Source organism: Micromonospora sp. URMC 106 (assembly GCF_051386395.1).
Taxonomy (GTDB): Bacteria; Actinomycetota; Actinomycetes; order Mycobacteriales; family Micromonosporaceae; genus Micromonospora.
The window spans coordinates 21438-39134 of the sequence record NZ_JBPQTP010000063.1; the positions used below are offsets into that span (position 1 = coordinate 21438).

Here is a 17697-nt window from a genome sequence, read left to right on the forward strand (position 1 = left end):
TCAGCGGCGCGTCACCCGCGGCGCCCGGACGTCGGGCCGGGGCCGGGTCGCTGCGGGCCGCCAGCGCGGCGTCCGGTCGGAGACGGGTCGCGAGCCGCGGCACGGGTGTCGACGGGACGCGCCGCGCGGGCGCCACGGTCAGGAGGCGCGGTCCGTCGCCGCGCCGCCGCCCCCGCCGGCCGGCGGCGGGTTGCCCCCACCCGGCGGGGTGGTCTGGGTGCTGGTCGGCGCCGGGTCCGTGGGCTCCGTCGGCGGGGTGGACGAGGGCTCGCCGGTGGGGTCCGGGTCGGTGCTCCGCGTCGGCTCCGGGGATTCCGGTCCCGCCGACTGGCTCGGCTGCGGCGAGACCGGGGACGCGGTGGCCGACGGCGACCTGCTGGAGGTGGAACCGGCGGGCCGGAACGGCCGACCCGAGTTCGGGTTCTGCTCCACGTCCTCCGCCGGCGCCTCGGTGCCCCCGCTCGGAACGGCCGCCGGTGCCGTCGTCGGCACGTTGACCGCGGGCGCGTCGGCCTCGCCCGCCGCGCCCAGCGCCGCGCCGAGCCCGGCCAGCGCCACCAGCACCGCCGCGGCCGCGCCGACCAGGGTGCCGCGGCGCCGCTTCCGCACGGCCCCGGCCGGCACGACCGGCACGTCGGTGCGGGTGCCCGGGTCGGCGCCGCGCAGCGCGGCCACGCCGGGGGCCGCCACCATGGCGGTCGGCGCGGACGGGTCGGAGACGGCGGCGCGGGCGGCCTCGGCCATCGCCGCGCCGCTGCTGAACCGGTCGGCCGGGTCCTTGGCCAGGGCGCGGGAGACCAGCGCGCGTACCGCCTCCGGGATGTCGTGCGGCAGCTCCGGTGGCTCGTCGTCGAGGTGCCGCACCGCGACCTGGAGCGGGTTGTCGCCGGTGAACGGCGGGCTGCCGCTCAGGCAGCAGTAGGCCACGGCGCCGAGGGCGTAGATGTCGGTGGCCCCGGAGACCGGCCGGCCGGCGGCCTGCTCGGGCGCCATGTAGAGCGCGGTGCCGGGCACCGCGTTCGTGCTGGTGATGCTCGTGACGTTCGTCGACCGGGCGACGCCGAAGTCGACCAGCACCACGCTGCCGTCCTCCTGCACCAGCAGGTTGCTCGGCTTGACGTCGCGGTGCACGATGCCGCCGAGGTGCGCGGCGTGCAACGCCTGCGCGACCTGCGCGACGATCGCCATCGTCTCGCCCACGTCGAGCCGGCCGGCGGCCTCGATCCGCTTGGACAGCGGCTGGCCGGTCACGAACTCCATGACCAGGTAGTCGGCCCGGCCGCCGTCGGGCAGGTCGTCCTCGCCGCAGTCGAAGACCTGGACGATGCCGGGGTGCCGCAGGGCGGCCATGATCCGTGCCTCGGCACGGAAGCGGGCGATGAAGTCGGGGTCGGAGACCAGCGCGGGCAGCAGGACCTTGACCGCGACCTGACGGCCGAGGACGAGGTCCTTGGCACGCCAGACGTCGCCCATGCCGCCCGTGGCGACACGCTCGTCCAGGCGGTACCGACCGCTGAGTACGACCTCCGATGACAACACAGCACCACCGTACCCAGAGCGGCGGAGAACGGCGCGTCGTGAGGCCGCCGCCCCACGGGCGCCGCCGGAGCGGCGGGGACAGCGGCCCTCCAGCCGCCTCGGATATGCTGTGACCGCCCGTGGACGCGGCGTGACGAGATCCACCCATCCTCGCCGTATGCTGGGCGAACGCCCCTTCCGTCGATGCCGCCCACGAGCGCAGCGTCACGCAGCCACTTGGCGTTACGGCGACTCGCCCCCCGATCGACTAGATAATTCTCACTCTTTTGCCGGCCGGGCCTGACTTGTCCGATCGACCCGGCGCTCCTACCGTTAGCCCGACTCGGGCCCGCCCCACGGCGTCGCCGGCGCTGTGTCGTCGGCCCTGCCGCCGTGGCGAGAGTCCAGACATACCGTCCGGGCCGCCGCGGCCCCGGGTGTGACCAGGTCAGCGGGGGGCTGAGGGTGCGGGATCAGGTCCGGTCGTCGGACCGTGCTGACGTCGCGCACGCCCGGATCGGCGTGCGCCGCCCCGGTGTGCCCGGGACGCGGAGGTGGCGGGCACGTGTCCGCTGAGCTCAACGAGGCGGTCGCGGCGGCGCAGGCCGGCGACGAGGACGCCTTCCGTTTCCTCTACCGCAGCCTCCAGCCCGGTCTGCTGCGATACCTGACCGCCCTGGTCGGCGCCGACGCCGAGGACGTCGCCTCGGAGACCTGGCTGCAGATCTCGCGCGACCTGCCGAGCTTCACCGGCGGTGAGTTCCGGGCCTGGACGGTGACGATCGCCCGCAACCGGGCCATGGACCACCTGCGGCGGCAGCGTCGCCGCCCGTCGCTGCCGGTCCCGGTGCAGGCGCTCAGTGAGCTGGCCGGCGACGCCGACACCGCCGAGCGGGCCGGCGAGACGATCGGCACCGAGGCGGCGCTGGCGCTGATCGCCACCCTGCCGCCCCGCGAGGCCGAGGCGGTCCTGCTCCGCGCGGTCATCGGGCTGGACGCCGAGACCGCCGGTCGGGTGCTCGGTCGCCGGCCCGGTGCCGTGCGCACCGCGGCCCACCGGGGGCTGCGCCGGCTCGCCGCCCTGATGGAACGCTACGACCTGTCCCAGCCGCCGACCGCCCCCGAGGGCACCACGCCGCCGCGTCCGCGCGCCGGTCGGCGGCAGGCGCCGCACGCCGAACCGGCGGACGGTTGACGTGAGGGGATTCGGGATGAACTTCCGCCGCCGGAGCGAGCGGCCCGCCGACCGGGCCGAGTCCGACCGGCTGCTCGACGCGGCCCGCGCCGGCTCGCCCGGCGCGGCCGATCCGGAGCCGCTCGCCCGGCTGCTCTCCGCCGCCGCGGCGCCCGCGCGCCCCGGCGAACTGGCCGGCGAGGAGGCCGCGCTGGCGGCCTTCCGGGCCGCCCGCGCCGCCGCGCCCGCCACCGCCGCCGCGCCGCGGACGCCGCGCGGACGCCGGTTCACCGCCGGCGCCGTGGCGTGGGCCGCCGGCATCGTGGTCACCGCGACTGCGGGCGCCGCCTTCGCGGCCGTCACCCTGGACCGCCCCGACGACCCGGCTCCGCCGCCGCGCCCGACCACCCCGACGCCGGCCACCACGGCGACGGAGCGGGGCGGGTCGACCGGCGCCACCGGCAGCGGTGGCACCCCCTCCGGCACGCCCAGCGACGCCACGCTCAGCCCGTCCGCCGGCCCCACCTCCGGTGCGGTCACCCCCGGTGGCCCGGCCGGCGGCGGACCGCGACCGCCGCAGCAGCGCACCGAGCAGCTGCGCGGGCTCTGCCGGGCGTACCTGACCAAGCCGCCCGCCCAGCGGGACAGGACGCTGGACACCGCCGCGTACGCGGGCCTGGTGACGGCTGCGGGCAGCCGGGAGAACGTCGACGACTTCTGCCGCGAACTGGTGCCCGACGCGGCGCCGAAGAAGGCCGAGCCCACGCCGCGGGCGACCCCGGCGGCGGCCGGCTGATTCCCCCGCCCGTTCCGGCCGGTCACGCGTAATTCGTCTGATAGACAGGATCGGGTGGGCCGCCGGCGCCCTGCCGATGTCGGTGGCCGGCGCTACGGTGGCACGGACCGGAGATCGGCACGGGGAAGGGAGCCCGTCCTGTGGTGACGTCGCCGGAGCTCGACCGGACCACCGTCCTGCAGGAGCGCGCCGCGGCCGCGCGCCACCTCGCGCGGATCTGCTTCAAGACCGGCCCGCCGACCCACATCGGCGTCGAACTCGAATGGACCGTGCACGACGCCGCCGACCCCGCCCGCCCGGTCGACGGCGAGCGGCTCCGGGCGGCCCTGGGGCGGCACTGCCCCCCGACCCTCGATCGCGCGAGCCCCGCCGCACCGCTCCGCCACGGTGGCACCGTGACCGTAGAGCCCGGCGGGCAACTGGAGATCTCCACCGCGCCCCGCACCTCGATCGCCACCCTCATCCACGCCACCGACGGCGACATGGCCGAGGTGAGCGGCCTGCTCGCCGCCGCCGGGCTGGTGCTCGGACGGAGCGGCATCGATCCCCACCGGCCGCCGCGGCCCGTGGTCGAGACTCCCCGCTACCGCGCCATGCGCCACGTCTTCGACCGGCGCGGCCCCGCCGGGCGGACGATGATGTACAGCACCGCCGGCCTGCAGGTCTGCCTGGACGCGGGGGAGGCGGAGCACCTGCCGGCCCGCTGGGCTGCGGCGCACGCGCTCGGGCCGCCCCTGCTGGCCGCCTTCGCCACGGCCGACCGGCACGCCGGCCGCGCCACCGGCTGGGCGTCCGCGCGGATGGCCGCCTGGTATGCCATCGACCCGGCCCGCACCCGTCCGGTGTGGACGCCGGAGCGGGCCGACGTCGACCCGGTCACCGCCTGGGTCGACTACGTCCTCGCCGCGCCGCTGCTCTGCGTGCGCGACGCCGGCCCCGACTGGACGCCGCCGCCGGCGGTCACCTTCGCCGACTGGGTCGACGGGGCGCTGCCCCGACCGCCCACCACCGACGACCTCGACTACCACGTGAGCACCCTCTTCCCGCCGGTCCGCCCCCGGGGCTACCTGGAGCTGCGTTACCTCGACGCACAGGCCGGCCGGGACTGGGCGGTCCCGCTCGCGGTGCTCGCCGCCCTGCTCGCCGAGCCCGGCACGGTGCACACGGCCCGGGCCGTCGCCGGGCCGGTGGCGCACCGCTGGCACGCCGCCGCCCGGGACGGCCTGCGCGACCCGAGGTTGGCCGCCGCCGCCGTGGAGCTGTTCGACCTGGCCCTGGCGGCGCTGCCCCGGCTCGACCTGCCGGCGGCCCGGCACGAGGAGATCGACCGAGACGTACGGCGGCGACGGGCCGCCGCGGGGAGGAGGCACCGGTGACCGGAGCGAGCACGCCACGCGCGGGCGCGGAGCAGCTGCGCAGCCGGATCGCGGCGGAGCTGGAACGCACCCGTGCCCGCACGGCGCTGCTGACCGACGCGGTCGACGAGACCGACCTGGTGCGGCAGCACTCGCCGCTGATGTCCCCGCTGGTCTGGGACCTCGCCCACGTCGGCAACCAGGAGGAACTCTGGCTGGTCCGCGACGTGGGCGGCCGCGAGCCGGTCCGGCGGGACATCGACGATCTGTACGACGCGTTCAAGCAGCCCCGCCGGGACCGCCCGTCGCTGCCGCTGCTGCCGCCGCGGGAGGCCCGCGCCTACCTGCGCACCGTCCGGGACAAGGTGCTCGACCTGCTGGACCGGGTCGCGTTCACCGACCGCCCGCTGGTCGCCGACGGCTTCGCCTTCGGCATGATCGTGCAGCACGAGCAGCAGCACGACGAGACGATGCTCGCCACCCACCAGCTCCGCGCCGGGCCGGCGGTCCTGCACGCCCCGCCGCCGCCGGAGCCGCGGGCCCGGGCCGGCGGCGAGGTGCTGGTGCCGGCCGGTGAGTTCACCATGGGCACCGACACCGACCCGTGGGCGCTGGACAACGAGCGCCCCGCCCACCGGGTCCACCTGCCGGCGTACGTCATCGACGCCGCTCCGGTGACCAACGGCCGCTACCGCGAGTTCATCGCCGACGGGGGTTACGACGACCCGCGCTGGTGGAGCCCGGCGGGTTGGCGGCACCGCCGGGAAGCGGGGTTGTCCGCGCCGATGCACTGGCGGCGCGACGGCGACGGCTGGGCCTACCGGCGCTTCGGGCGGTGGGCGCCGGTCCGCGACGACGAGCCGGTGGTGCACGTCTGTTACCACGAGGCGCAGGCGTTCGCGGCCTGGGCCGGCAAGCGGCTGCCGACCGAGGCGGAGTGGGAGAAGGCGGCCCGCTGGGACCCGGCCACCGGCCGTTCCCGACGTTACCCCTGGGGCGATGACGACCCCACGGCCGAGCACGCCAACCTGGGGCAACGGCACCTGTGGCCGGCCCCGGTGGGGGCCTACCCGGCGGGCGCCTCGCCGCTGGGCGTGCACCAGCTCATCGGTGACGTGTGGGAGTGGACGTCCACGACGTTCCGGGGGCACCCGGGCTTCACGGCCTTCCCCTACCGGGAGTATTCGGAGGTCTTCTTCGGCGACGACTACCAGGTCCTGCGGGGCGGGTCGTTCGGCACCGACCGGGCCGCGTGCCGGGGCACCTTCCGCAACTGGGACTACCCGATCCGGCGACAGATCTTCAGCGGCTTCCGCTGCGCCCGGGACGTCCGGCCGGAGGAGGCGCAGCCGTGAGGACGGGACGACCCCTGGCGCCGCCAGGTGACCCTCGCGCGACCGGCCGCCGGCGCCGGCCGCGCGCCGACCCGCGTCGACCCTCGCGCCCCGGCCGGGCGGTCGGGCGGGGCGGTGTCGCCTGATGTGCCGTCACCTGGCCTACCTCGGGCCGCCGGTCACCCTGCGGGAGCTGCTGTTCGACCCGCCGTACTCCCTGGTGCGGCAGTCCTGGGCGCCGCGTGACATGCGTGGCGGCGGGACGATCAACGCCGACGGTTTCGGCGTCGGATGGTATCCGGGCGACGGCGAGCCGGTGCGCTACCGGCGGGCCCAGCCGATCTGGAGCGACCCGACCATCGCGCAGCTCGCGGCGGTCACCTCGGCCGGCGCGGTGCTCGCCGCCGTCCGTTCCGCGACGGTCGGCATGGCGGTGCTCGACGGGGCCGCCGCCCCGTTCGCCGAGGGGCGCTGGCTGTTCAGTCACAACGGCGTGGTGCGGGGCTGGCCCGACTCGGTGGTCCCGCTCGCCGGCACCCTGCCGGTACGCGACCTGCTCACCCTCGACGCGTCCACCGACGCGGCGCTGCTGTGGGCGCTGGTCCGGCACCGGCTGCGGGCCGGGGTGAAGCCGGCGCGCGCGATCGCCGAGACCGTCAAGGCGGTGGCCGCGGCCGCGCCCGGATCCCGGCTCAACCTGCTGCTCACCGACGGGCACACCGTGGTGGCCAGCGTTGCCGGGCACGCGCTGTCGATCCGCGCGACCCCGGCGTCCGTGCTGCTGTCGTCCGAGCCGCACGACGACGGCCCCGGCTGGCAGGCGGTACCGGACGGGCAACTGGTGGAGGCGACCGCGACGGGGGTGCGCGTACGCGCTCTCGCCGAGGTCTGACCGCCGCCCGACAGGGACGTTCCACCCGACGACGAAGGGGAAGACATGAGCGCGGAGCCGCTGGAGATCCACCTCGAGGAGCAGGACCTGGGCCGCAGCCTGCGGGAGGACGTCCGCGCCGGCCTGACCGCCGAGCCGAAGTGGCTGCCGCCCAAGTGGTTCTACGACGCCCGTGGCAGTGAGCTGTTCGAGGAGATCACCCGGCTGCCGGAGTACTACCCGACCCGGGCCGAACGCGCCGTGCTGGCCGACCGGGCGGGCGCGATCGCCGAGCTGACCGGGGCGAAGACGCTGGTCGAGCTCGGGTCGGGCTCGTCGGAGAAGACCCGGCTGCTGCTGGACGCGTTCACCCGCCGGGGCGGCCTCGGGACGTTCGTGCCGCTGGACGTGTCGGTCAGCGCCCTGCGCCGGTCCACCGCCGAGATCGCCGCCGACTACCCGGGGCTGCGGGTGCGCGGCATCGTGGGGGACTTCACCCGCCACCTGGACCGGTTGCCGACCGGCGGGCGGCGGCTGGTGCTCTTCCTCGGCGGCACCATCGGCAACCTCCTGCCCGCCGAGCGGGCGCGGTTCCTGGCCGCCATGCGGGCGGCGCTGGAGGCGGGGGACTGGTTGTTGATCGGCACCGACCTGGTCAAGGACCCGGGGGTGGTCGTGCCGGCGTACGACGACGCGGCCGGCGTCACCGCCGAGTTCAACCGCAACGTACTGCGGGTGATCAACCGGGAGCTGGGCGCCGACTTCGACCCGGAGGGGTTCGCCCACGTCGCCCTGTGGGACCCGGAGCGGGAGTGGATCGAGATGCGACTGCGCGCGCTGCGGCCGATGCGGGTGCGGGTGCTCGACCTGGAGGTCACCTTCGCCGAGGGCGAGGAGTTGCGCACCGAGGTGTCCGCGAAGTTCCGGCCGGAGGGCATCGCCGCCGAGCTGGCGGCGGCCCGCTTCGCCGCCCACGACTTCTGGACCGACCCGGACAGCCTGTTCGGCGTCACCCTGGCCCGCGCCGAGTGACCGGAGCCGGGTCGTCCCGGGGGACGGGCCGGCGACCCCGGCGTGACCCACGGCGGGCGGACCGTGGGCCGGGCGGTGGCGCGTGACGATCTTCACCCGCCGCGTCCCGCCCGGTCGGTGGTCGGCTAGGCTGGGCGGCGCGAAGGGGAGTAGCCCCCAATGTCGTGGTCGACACACTGGTGCGTTCCGCATCCGGCCACGCGGCCTCGGTTTCCGGGGCGGGCGAGACCTTCGACCCAGGCTGTCGTAGCCGGGTCGAGGGCGCCCCGTACCTCCTCCCGGCGTGATCCGGAAGGATGTCATGGAAGGTTTCCTCGTCGCGCTGGTGGTCAGCTTCGGCGTCATCTTCGTCGCCGAGCTGGGGGACAAGTCCCAGCTGATGGCGCTGACCTTCGCCACTCGTTTCAAGCCCGTGCCGGTCCTGATCGGCATCACCGTCGCCACCGCCGTGGTGCACCTGGCCTCGGTGGCGATCGGCTACGGCCTCGGCGCCGCGCTGCCGACGGAGTGGATCTCGCTCGTCGCGGGTCTGGCCTTCCTCGGCTTCGGCGCGTGGACCCTGCGCGGGGACACCCTCACCGAGGAGGAGAAGCGCAAGGCCGAGAAGACCAGCAAGTCCGCCATCGTGGCGGTGTCGGTCGCGTTCTTCCTGGCCGAGCTGGGCGACAAGACGATGCTCGCCACCATCACCCTGGCCACCCAGTACGGCTGGTTCGGCACCTGGCTCGGCTCGACCGTCGGCATGGTGGCCGCGGACGCGCTGGCCATCCTGGTCGGGCGGATGCTGGGCCGGAGGCTGCCGGAGAAGACCATCAAGTACGGCGCCGCGGTGCTCTTCGCGATCTGCGGGCTCTGGCTGATCCTGGAGGCGGTCGCGCAGCTCACCTGACGCCGACTAGCGCCCGACGGGCCGGGTAAGGCCAGCGGGTGGGCGTCGAGGAGGTGCTGCGTCACGGCTACCAGGTTCTGGTCACCGCGGTGGAGGTGGCCGGCGCGGTGGTCATCTTCGTCGGGGCGGCCTGGGCGGCGCTGCGGTTCGCGGTCGAAGGGCTGCGGCACCGCAGCGCCGCCGTGTTCACCCCGATCCGGCTCTCCCTGGGGCGGTTCCTCACCCTCGGGCTGGAGTTCCAGCTCGCGGCGGACATCCTGCGTACGGCGGTCTCGCCGACCTTCACCCAGATCGGCCAGTTGGCGGCGATCGCCACCATCCGGACCGCGCTGAACTACTTCCTCGGCCGGGAGATCCGCCAGGAGCAGCGGCAGGTGGGGGAGACGGGGCGGGGCGGGTGATGCGCGCCCTGGTCACCGCCACCACCGCGCTGGCCACGGTCGCCGGGCTGGCGGTGCTGGTCTGCACGGGCTCCTGGCGGTGCGCGCTGCGGGTGCTGTTGGACCTGCTCACCGCCGCCGGCCTGCTGCGGCTGGCCGGCGACCAGGGGTGGGCGGAGCTGGCCGCGGCGGCGGCGATCATCCTGCTGCGCCGGCTGCTGTGGGCCGCGCTCGCCGCGACGCCGGCGCGACTATCGGCGGCCTCCAGCGGGCAAGAGGATCACCACCTACCGTTGGCGGTAGGAGGCGAAACCGGAGAAAGCGGGAGGACTGTCACATGAGCAAGCACGACGAACCGAACGAGTACGGATTCGCCGGGGGCGCCACCGCCCCGCAGCCGCCGGCGGGCGGGCGCGTCGACGAGCAGGATCGTGCGGAGGAGGTGGCGGTGCCGGGCGACGACCTGATGGAGCCGGTCAGCGACGCCCTCGCCGACGAGCAGGAGGAGCGCCGGGCGGCCGAGCGGCGCCGCTGACGGTCAGCCGTCACCGCGTTGGTAGACGTCCGGCACGCCGTCGCGGTCGGCGTCCACCCGCTCCGCCTCGGCGATGCGCCGATAGGCGGCGTTGCGCCGGACCAGCACGACCGAGGCGAGCAGCGCGGAGATCACGGAGCCGGTGAGCACCGCCGTCTTGACGTTGTCGTCGGCGGTGCTGCCGGCGCCGAACGCGAGTTCGCCGATCAGCAGCGAGACGGTGAATCCGATTCCGGCGAGCAGCGCCACCCCGAGCAGGTCGGACCAGGTGATGTCCTCGTCGAGCCGGGCCCGGGTGAACCGCGCGAGCAGGAACGTCGAGCCGAAGATCCCGACGGCCTTGCCGAGCACCAGGCCCGCGACCACGCCGATCACGATCGGGTCCGTGGCGACCGCGCCCAGGTCGGCGCCCCGCAGCGAGACCCCGGCCGCGAAGAACGCGAAGACCGGCACCGCGAACCCGGCCGAGATCGGGCGCCAGCGGTGCTCCAGGTGCTCGGCGAGCCCGTGCCCGTCGCCGTCGCGGCCGCGCAGGACGGGCACGGTGAAGCCCAGCAGGACGCCCGCCACGGTGGCGTGCACCCCGGAGGCGTGCATGAGGCCCCACGCGGTCGCCGCGAGCGGGATCAGCGCCCACCACCAGGTCTTGCGGCGCTGCACGAGCACGCCGAACAGCGCGATCGGGGCCAGGGCGGCGAGCAGCGGCAGCGGGCTGAAGTCGTCGGTGTAGAACACCGCGATGACGGTGATCGCGAGCAGGTCGTCGACCACCGCGAGGGTGAGCAGGAAGGCCCGCAGGCCCTGCGGCAGGTGGGAGCCGATGAGGGCCAGCACGGCCAGGGCGAACGCGATGTCCGTCGCGGTGGGGATGGCCCAGCCCCGCAGCCCGTCCCCGCCGGCGGCCAGGTTGACCGCGACGTAGATCAGCGCGGGTAGCACCATGCCGCCGACGGCGGCGATCACCGGCAGGGCCGCCCGGCGCGGGTCCCGCAGCTCACCGGCGACGAATTCGCGCTTGAGTTCCAGCCCGACCACGAAGAAGAAGATGGCCAGCAGGCCGTCGGCGGCCCAGGCCGCCAGGCTCAGGTCGAGATGCAGGGTCGCCCCACCGGACCACGGCACCCATTCACCGAGAGCCTCGTAGGAGGACCCCCAGGGCGAGTTCGCCCAGATCAGCGCGATCACCGCGCCGACCAGGAGGAGGGCGCCGCCGACGGTCTCGGTCCGCAGCACGTCGGCCAGGAACCGGGCCTCCGGCCAGGACGTGCGCGAGAAGAGCCGGCGGGGCGCGCGGGACGGGTCGGTGTGCGGGGCGCGGTCGCTCATGCGCGAGGTCCACCTCGTTGTCTGGGCAGCAGGGGGTCAACTGCCGACCAGGCTTCCCGGCACACCGTTTCCGACCCTATCCATCGGCGGCCTGGCCGGCGAGTCGGGACGGGTCACCGGTCGGCAACGTCACGCCCGTTCGTCTCTCCCCGCTACCCGGAACGCCGCCCACCCGTTTGTCGGTTGGCGGGTCGGGCGCAGATGTCAAGGGGCGAAAATACGTAACTCGGGACATAAGTCGTATGAGTCGCTTTAATGGTTTCACGAGATTAAGTCGACCTTGGGGGTTTTCGTGAAGTTCTTTGGCGTTACCGGCCTGGTACGGAGGCGCGCCTGATGGACCTGTACCGCCAACTCCGCCTCGTGCGCCAGCACTGGTGGATCGTGCTCCTCACCGTCATGGTCGCCCTCGGGATCACCGCCCTCGTCACCGTCCGGGCCCAGCCCCGGTACGTCGCCTCGGTGACCTTCTTCGTCACCACGCCCACTCAGGGCGTCACGGACGCCTACCAGGGCGGCCTCTTCCTCCAGCAGCGCGTCAAGTCGTACGCCGAGCTGCTGACCAGCGACCGCCTCGCGCAGAGCGTGGTGGCCGAGAACCCCATCGGGCTCACCGCCGAGGAGGTTCAGCGCCGGGTCAGCACCTCGACCGAGACAGGCACCGTCCTGCTGCGCGCCTCGGTGACCGACACGGACCAGAACCGCGCGCTGAAGGTCACCGAACTGCTCTCCGCGAAGTTCGTGGAGCTGGTGCAGAAGGTGGAGACGACCCAGGACGGCAAGGCCGGCCCAATCAAGATCGAGGTGGTCAGCGGGCCGCGGGTCAGCCCCACCCCCGTGTCGCCGCAGCCGGTCCGCAACTTCGTGATCGGCACGCTGCTGGGGTTGCTCGCCGGCGTCGGCCTGGCGATCCTGCGCGGGCTGGCCGATGTGCGGCTGCGCGACGCCGCCGGTCTCCAGCGCACCACCGGCAGCCCGCTGCTCGGTGAGATCCCGTTCGAGAGCACCGCGAAGTCGGAGCCGTTGATCGTCGGCGAGGCGGCGAACTCCGCCCGGGCCGAGGCGGTCCGCAAGCTGCGGACGAATCTGCGCTTCGTCGACGTGCACGAGCCCGCCCGGGTCATCGCGGTCACCAGCGCCCTGCAGGGCGAGGGGAAGACCACGCTCTCCTGCAACCTGGCCATCGCCCTGGCGGAGGCCGGCTGGCGGGTGCTGCTGGTCGACGCCGACCTGCGCCGGCCGAAGGTCGCCGACTACCTGGGGCTCGACGCCGGCATCGGACTCACCGACGTGCTCGTCGGTGACGTCCAGGTCGGCGACGTGGTGCAGCGCTGGGGCGACAAGTCCCTGCTGGTGCTCCCGAGCGGCTCGGCGCCGCCCAACCCCAGCGAGCTGCTCGGCTCCAAGGCGATGGCGGACCTGCTGCTCGCCCTGCGGGAGTCGGCGGACATCGTCATCATCGACACCGCCCCGCTGCTGGCGGTGACCGACGGCGTGGTGGTGGCCGTGCAGGCCGACGGCGCGCTGCTGGTCTCGCAGCAGGGCCGCACCTCGCGGACCCAGGTGGCCGCCGCCGCGCGCTCCCTGCACTCGGTCTCCGTGCGGCTGCTCGGCTGCGTGCTGAACATGGCCAAGGTGGCCAAGGCCGAGGCGTACCAGTACGAGGCCTACCGGGTGGTGACGGCCGGGGCCACGGACGTGCCGGCCGACCGGGCCACGCCCGCCCGGCACGCGGATCGGATCGACGGCCTCAGCGACCGGACGCAGGAACTCACCCGGCTGTCCCGATGAGCGCCGCGAGGGGTCGCAGCGACCGGTCGATCTCCTCGGCGCAGCGTCGGAAGTCGGCGGCGGTGCCGCCGATCGGGTCCACCAGGTCGTCCGCGTCGGGGGTGGCGGGTTGCAGCCATCCCCGGGCGCGGGCGGCCGCCCGGACCGCGGCCCGCAGGGGACCGTCGGCCGGATCCGCCGCCGCGTCGTCCGCCGCGTCCGTCGCCGCGTCGGCGGCCTCGGCCAGCCGGCCGAACTGGCGGAGGGTGAACGTCCGGTGCAGCGCCGCCGGCGCCAGCGCGGTGCAGACCGACCGCTGGCGCCGGGTCGCCGTCAGCACCAGCGTCGCCCCGACCAGGAGTTCTCCGCGCAACCGGCGGCTGCGGAATTCGGTCGGGTCACCGCCGGCCTCCGCCGCCACCTCCGCCGCGTACGGGTGCATCGGCAGGTCGTCGACGGCGTCGGTGCCCGCGCTGGACACCAGGACCGGCTGCCCGGCCAGCAGGCGGCGCGCGAGGTACTCGGCCATCGGCGACCGGCACAGGTTGGCGTGGCAGACGAACAGCACCCGGTCGACCATGTGGACCCCTCTCGTCGGTGCCGTCGCGGGCAACGCCGCGACGGCGGTCGGCCGACGGTGCCGGCCGGACGCGGAGGGGATGCGGGCATCGTACGCGGGCCCGGGCCGTCCACGGTGTCATCCCGCGCCGTGCCGCGCCGTCCGGACGGAGGCGCGCCGATGAGGATCGGGATCCTGGCGTACCACTTCCCGCCCGAGCCGGCGTTCATCCCGGGCAGCCTCGCCGAGGAACTCGCGGTGCGGGGACACGAGGTGAAGGTGCTGACCTGCTTCCCCGACTATCCCGGCGGACACGTCTATCCGGGGTGGCGGCAGCGGTGGCGGCACGAGACCCGCAGCGAGCGGCTGACCGTCCGGCGGGTCCCGCGCTACAGCGGCGGCGACGGGTCGGTGCGCACCCGGATGGCCGGCTACCTGTCCTTCGCGGGGAGCGCCACCCTGACCGGGCGGTCGTTCCTCGCCGACGTCGACGCGCTCTACGTGCACCTGCCCCCGGCGACCGCGTTCGCCGCGGCGGGCCTGCTGCGCCTGCTGGGTCGGGTGCCGACCGTCGTACACGTGCAGGACGTCTGGGCGGCGGACGAGCCGGCCGACGCGGAGCACGGGCGGTGGGCCGGGCGGCTCGGCGCGGCCATGACCCGGACGTACCGGGCCGCCGACCGAATCGCGGTCGCCGCGCCGTCGCTGCGGGACCGGGTCGTGGCCGCCGGCGCCGACCCGGCGCGGGTGCAGGTGGTGCTCAACTGGACGGACGAGCGGATCTTCCAGCCCGCGCGGCCCAGCCGGGCGGCGCGGAGGCTGGTGCGCCGCGACGACCGCTGCGTGGTGATGCACGCCGGGACCATCGGCGCCCGGCAGGGCCTGGAGACAGCGGTACGGGCGGCGGCGGCGCTGGACCGCACCATGGACCTCGTCCTGGTGGGTTCGGGCGCGCAGGAGCGGCGGGTGCGGGGGCTCGCCGCCGAGCTGCGGGCCGACAACGTGCGCTTCGTCGAGCGCCGTTCCCCGTTGGACATGCCGGAGCTGTACGCCGCCGCCGACTACCAGCTCGTCATGCTGCGCGACCTGCCCGAGCTGCGCAGCACCCTGCCGGCGAAGCTCCAGGCCGCGTTCTCCTGCGCCGCGCCCGTGGTGGCCTCCGCGGGCGGCGACACCGCGGAGCTGGTGGAGCGGGCCCGCGCGGGGCTCTCCTGCCCGCCGGAGGACTGGGCGAGCCTGGCGGACCGGTTCTGGCTGGCCGCCACGATCCCGCCGCCCGCCCGGGCGGACATGGGCCGGCGTGGCCGGGAGGCGTACCTGCGGGAGATGTCGATGCCGGCGGGCGTGGACCGCGTCGAGCGGCTGCTGTACGACGCGGCGGCCGGTCGCACGGGCCGCTGAGCCGCGAGCGATCCTCGCGTATCAGCCAATACCGTCATCTAGCGGTGTAAACGATCGTTACCTGGTAGGAACAGGCGGAGGAATCGGGCCATCTGTCCGTTTCGGGAAGGACGTGTGGTGTGACGGAGAGCCAGAGACCGCGCCGACGGCGTAGTCGGTCCCGCCGGCGGCGACAGCTTCGGCGTGCCCTGCTCGCCTCCCTCGTGGTGGGCTCGCTGCTGCTGTTGACGGGCGGCTGGGTGGGCTTCCGGGGCTGGCAGGCCCGCGCCCACCTGCTCAACGCCGCCGGGCTGGCCCGCGAGCTGAGCGCCCAGGTGGTCGGCGGCGACACGGCCCGGGCGCAACGCACCCTCGCCGCGCTGCAGGAGCAGGCGGGCAAGGCCCGCGCCGCGACCGGCGACCCCGGCTGGTGGCTCGGCCGGCACACCCCGTACGCCGGGGACAACCTGGCCGCCGTGCGGCAGATCGCGGTCGCGATCGACGATCTCGCCCGGCAGGCGTTCCCGCTGCTGCTGCGTACCGATCTGACCAGCCTGGTGCCCGCGGGCGGGCGGCTGGACGTGGCCGGGCTGCGGACGGTCTCGGCGGAGCTGACGACCGTCAACTCGGCGGTGCAGGGCACCCGGAGCAGCCTCGCGGTGGTGCCCACCGACGGGCTGGTGAGCCAGGTCCGGCAGGCGCTCGTCGACCTGCGGGGCGAGATCGACCGGCTGGCCAACCTCACCGCCGCCGCGGACCAGGCCAGTCGGCTGCTCCCGACCCTGCTGGGCGCCGACGGCCCCCGCACCTATCTCGTCGTGTCGCAGAATCCGGCCGAGCTGCGCGCCACCGGGGGCATGATCGGCGCGTACGCCGTGATCCACGCCGACGCCGGCCGGGTCCGGATGGGGCGGCAGGGGACCAGCAGCGCGCTCGGCCGGTTCCAGCCGCCGCTGAAGGTGCCCGCGGAGGTGCGCCGTCTCTGGGCCGACCTGCCCGGGATCTATCCGGCCGACGTCAACCTCACCCCGCACTTCCCGACCGCCGCCGCGCTCTACCGCGAGATGTTCCGACGGCGTACGAAGACCACGGTGGACGGCGTGCTCGCCGTCGACCCGGTGGTGTTGTCGTACCTGCTGAAGGCGACCGGTCCGGTGATGGTGCCCGGCGGCGTCCCGCTGGCCGCCGAGAAGGTCGTGCAGACCATGCTCAGCGACAGCTACCAGCGGATGGAGAACGACGAGCAGGACGCCTTCTTCGCCTCCTCCGCCGCCGCCGTGTTCAACGCGCTGGTCACGAAGAAAGTCGACCCGAAGGGGTTATTGTCCGCATTTGACCGTGCTGTCACTGAACGCCGGATATTGTTCTGGAGTGCCCGACCTGAGGAACAGCGGACAATCGGCGACAGCCGAATGGCCGGGGTTCTTCCGGAGAAGGACACCGTGCCGACCGTCGGTGTGTTCCTCAACGACGGCAGCGGCGCGAAGCTCGGCTACTACCTCCGGCCGGCGGCGACCCTCACGGTCGGCGACTGCCGGGCCGACGGCCGTCGGGAGATCCGGCTCCGGGTCACCCTCCGCTCGTCGGCGCCGAGGTCGGGCCTCAGCAAGTCGGTCCTCGGCCTCGGCCTGGCCGGCGACCCGTACACCATCCGCACCTTGGTGTCGGTGCACAGCCCGGCCGGCGGGGCCGTGCTCACCACCCGCCTCGACGGCGTCGAGACGGCGGTGGGCAGCGGCACCGAGCGGCGCCGTCAGGTGACCACGGCGAACGTCGAGGTCAGCCCGGGAACCTCCCGCACCTTGGAGGTCACCGTGCTCACCGCGAAGACCGGCGCCGGCACGGCCGAGCTGTGGCTGACCCCCACCGCCACCCCATGGACCACCCAAGTTGTTTCCGCACCAAGCTGTGACCAGTAGGAGGGAACCAATCATGCGGCTATCCCGCATCATCATGGCGCTCACGGTCGGTATGGCCGTGCTGGCCGCGCCGACCGCAGCGGGGGCGGCGCAGCCGCAGCCGGCGCCCGGCACCGGCACGCCACAGCCACCGATCTACCCACCCGGCGTCGGCCCCGCGACGCTCGCGGTGAGCCCGACGACCGTCGTGGTCGGCCAGACCGCCACCCTGATCGGCACCGGCTGGGCCGACTTCGAGACGGTCGTGATCACCGTCAGCACCTCGCCGCTCGCCGCCGCCGTTCCGGGCGCCGAGCAGGCGCGGCGCAGCACCGGCGAGACCATCGCGATGGCGCCGGTCTCGTTCCAGCAGGCCCCCCAGCCCAACCCCCGGACCATCGTGGTCACGGCGGACGGCAACGGCGAGTTCCGCACCACCTACACGCCGCGTCACCCGGGCACCTACACCTTCCGGGCGGAGGGCCAGACGTCGCGGCAGGTGGCGACGGCGACGCTCATCGTGCTCAAGAAGCACGCGCCGCCGCTGCCCGTCACGGGTGACAGCCTGAGCACCCCGATGAAGTTCGGCGGCGGCCTCGTCGGTGCCGGCGCGGTGCTCCTGCTCCTGTCGCTGGTCTGGCGCAAGCGTCACCGCTTCGGCATGGGAGCCGCGCGCTGACGGTGAGCACCCATCCGGGCAGTGCCCGGGCACCGCGAAACGGCTGACGCCCGTCGGGAGGTTCCCGGGGGGCGTCGGCCCGTTTTCTTCCTTGCGGGTTGCTTGCTCTGCTTGGCTCTTGCGCTGTCCCGGCGGGTGTTCCCTGTTTGGCTTTGCTGCGCGTCGGGGTGGGGTGTGGGGTTGGCTTGCGGTGCGTGGGGG

General features: G+C 74.8%; 17 protein-coding genes. 14 read left to right on the forward strand and 3 right to left on the reverse strand.

The features are described 5' to 3' along the window. Window positions 1–138: 138 nt before the first annotated feature. Window positions 139–1539 (reverse strand): protein kinase domain-containing protein, encoded by a 1401-nt coding sequence (locus ACSNOB_RS19535; protein WP_436687953.1) that lies wholly within the window; start codon window positions 1537–1539, stop codon window positions 139–141. 544 nt (window positions 1540–2083) lie between these two features. On the opposite strand from ACSNOB_RS19535, the gene ACSNOB_RS19540 reads away from it, so the two are divergent. The 10 genes from ACSNOB_RS19540 (at window position 2084) to ACSNOB_RS19585 (ending at window position 9884) form a co-directional block, all read left to right on the forward strand. Next, window positions 2084–2713, forward strand: coding sequence for an RNA polymerase sigma factor (locus tag ACSNOB_RS19540; RefSeq protein ID WP_393109165.1), 630 nt, complete (start codon window positions 2084–2086; stop codon window positions 2711–2713). A gap of 16 nt (window positions 2714–2729) precedes the next feature. Then, window positions 2730–3488 (forward strand): hypothetical protein, encoded by a 759-nt coding sequence (locus ACSNOB_RS19545; protein WP_436687954.1) that lies wholly within the window; start codon window positions 2730–2732, stop codon window positions 3486–3488. Window positions 3489–3628: 140 nt separating this feature from the next. Further along, a complete protein-coding gene (egtA, locus tag ACSNOB_RS19550; protein ID WP_436687955.1) occupies window positions 3629–4864 on the forward strand; it encodes an ergothioneine biosynthesis glutamate--cysteine ligase EgtA in 1236 nt (411 codons plus the stop codon). Next, window positions 4861–6198 (forward strand): ergothioneine biosynthesis protein EgtB, encoded by a 1338-nt coding sequence (egtB, locus tag ACSNOB_RS19555; RefSeq protein WP_436687956.1) that lies wholly within the window; start codon window positions 4861–4863, stop codon window positions 6196–6198. Before egtA ends, egtB begins: the two co-directional genes overlap by 4 nt. A gap of 124 nt (window positions 6199–6322) precedes the next feature. Further along, the gene (gene egtC, locus ACSNOB_RS19560) at window positions 6323–7069 is read left to right on the forward strand and encodes an ergothioneine biosynthesis protein EgtC (RefSeq protein WP_436687957.1); all 747 of its coding nucleotides are present in this window, start codon (window positions 6323–6325) and stop codon (window positions 7067–7069) included. Between the two features lie 45 nt (window positions 7070–7114). Continuing rightward, on the forward strand, window positions 7115–8080 hold the full coding sequence (gene egtD / locus ACSNOB_RS19565) for an L-histidine N(alpha)-methyltransferase (protein WP_436687958.1): 966 nt from the start codon (window positions 7115–7117) through the stop codon (window positions 8078–8080). Between the two features lie 301 nt (window positions 8081–8381). Next, the gene (locus ACSNOB_RS19570) at window positions 8382–8969 is read left to right on the forward strand and encodes a TMEM165/GDT1 family protein (protein ID WP_393109177.1); all 588 of its coding nucleotides are present in this window, start codon (window positions 8382–8384) and stop codon (window positions 8967–8969) included. Window positions 8970–9007: 38 nt separating this feature from the next. Further along, entirely contained in the window at window positions 9008–9370 is a 363-nt protein-coding gene (locus ACSNOB_RS19575) for a DUF1622 domain-containing protein (RefSeq protein WP_436687959.1), read from the forward strand. Beyond that, the gene (locus tag ACSNOB_RS19580; RefSeq protein WP_436687960.1) at window positions 9370–9690 is read left to right on the forward strand and encodes a hypothetical protein; all 321 of its coding nucleotides are present in this window, start codon (window positions 9370–9372) and stop codon (window positions 9688–9690) included. The genes ACSNOB_RS19575 and ACSNOB_RS19580 overlap by 1 nt, the downstream gene beginning before the upstream one ends. Further along, the gene (locus ACSNOB_RS19585; protein ID WP_393109183.1) at window positions 9687–9884 is read left to right on the forward strand and encodes a hypothetical protein; all 198 of its coding nucleotides are present in this window, start codon (window positions 9687–9689) and stop codon (window positions 9882–9884) included. The genes ACSNOB_RS19580 and ACSNOB_RS19585 overlap by 4 nt, the downstream gene beginning before the upstream one ends. A 3-nt stretch (window positions 9885–9887) precedes the next feature. Here the strand turns inward: ACSNOB_RS19585 and nhaA are convergent, their stop codons facing one another. After that, the gene (gene nhaA / locus ACSNOB_RS19590) at window positions 9888–11210 is read right to left on the reverse strand and encodes a Na+/H+ antiporter NhaA (RefSeq protein WP_436687961.1); all 1323 of its coding nucleotides are present in this window, start codon (window positions 11208–11210) and stop codon (window positions 9888–9890) included. Window positions 11211–11546: 336 nt separating this feature from the next. Between nhaA and ACSNOB_RS19595 the strand changes: the two genes are divergently transcribed. Next, window positions 11547–13001 carry a polysaccharide biosynthesis tyrosine autokinase gene (locus ACSNOB_RS19595; RefSeq protein ID WP_436687962.1) on the forward strand — a complete coding sequence of 485 codons (1455 nt, stop codon included), beginning with the start codon at window positions 11547–11549 and terminating at the stop codon, window positions 12999–13001. Here the strand turns inward: ACSNOB_RS19595 and ACSNOB_RS19600 are convergent. Then, complete coding sequence (locus ACSNOB_RS19600; protein WP_436687963.1) at window positions 12982–13560, reverse strand: low molecular weight phosphatase family protein; 579 nt, start codon at window positions 13558–13560, stop codon at window positions 12982–12984. The two genes, ACSNOB_RS19595 and ACSNOB_RS19600, sit on opposite strands and share 20 nt — an antisense overlap. Window positions 13561–13719: 159 nt before the next feature. Between ACSNOB_RS19600 and ACSNOB_RS19605 the strand changes: the two genes are divergently transcribed. From ACSNOB_RS19605 to ACSNOB_RS19615, 3 genes are all read left to right on the forward strand, one after another. Then, complete coding sequence (locus tag ACSNOB_RS19605; protein ID WP_436687964.1) at window positions 13720–14940, forward strand: glycosyltransferase family 4 protein; 1221 nt, start codon at window positions 13720–13722, stop codon at window positions 14938–14940. Between the two features lie 206 nt (window positions 14941–15146). Continuing rightward, complete coding sequence (locus tag ACSNOB_RS19610; protein ID WP_436687965.1) at window positions 15147–16838, forward strand: DUF4012 domain-containing protein; 1692 nt, start codon at window positions 15147–15149, stop codon at window positions 16836–16838. A 13-nt stretch (window positions 16839–16851) separates the two neighbouring features. Next, window positions 16852–17496, forward strand: a complete 645-nt coding sequence (locus ACSNOB_RS19615) for a hypothetical protein (RefSeq protein WP_436687966.1) — start codon at window positions 16852–16854, stop codon at window positions 17494–17496. Window positions 17497–17697 lie beyond the last annotated feature (201 nt).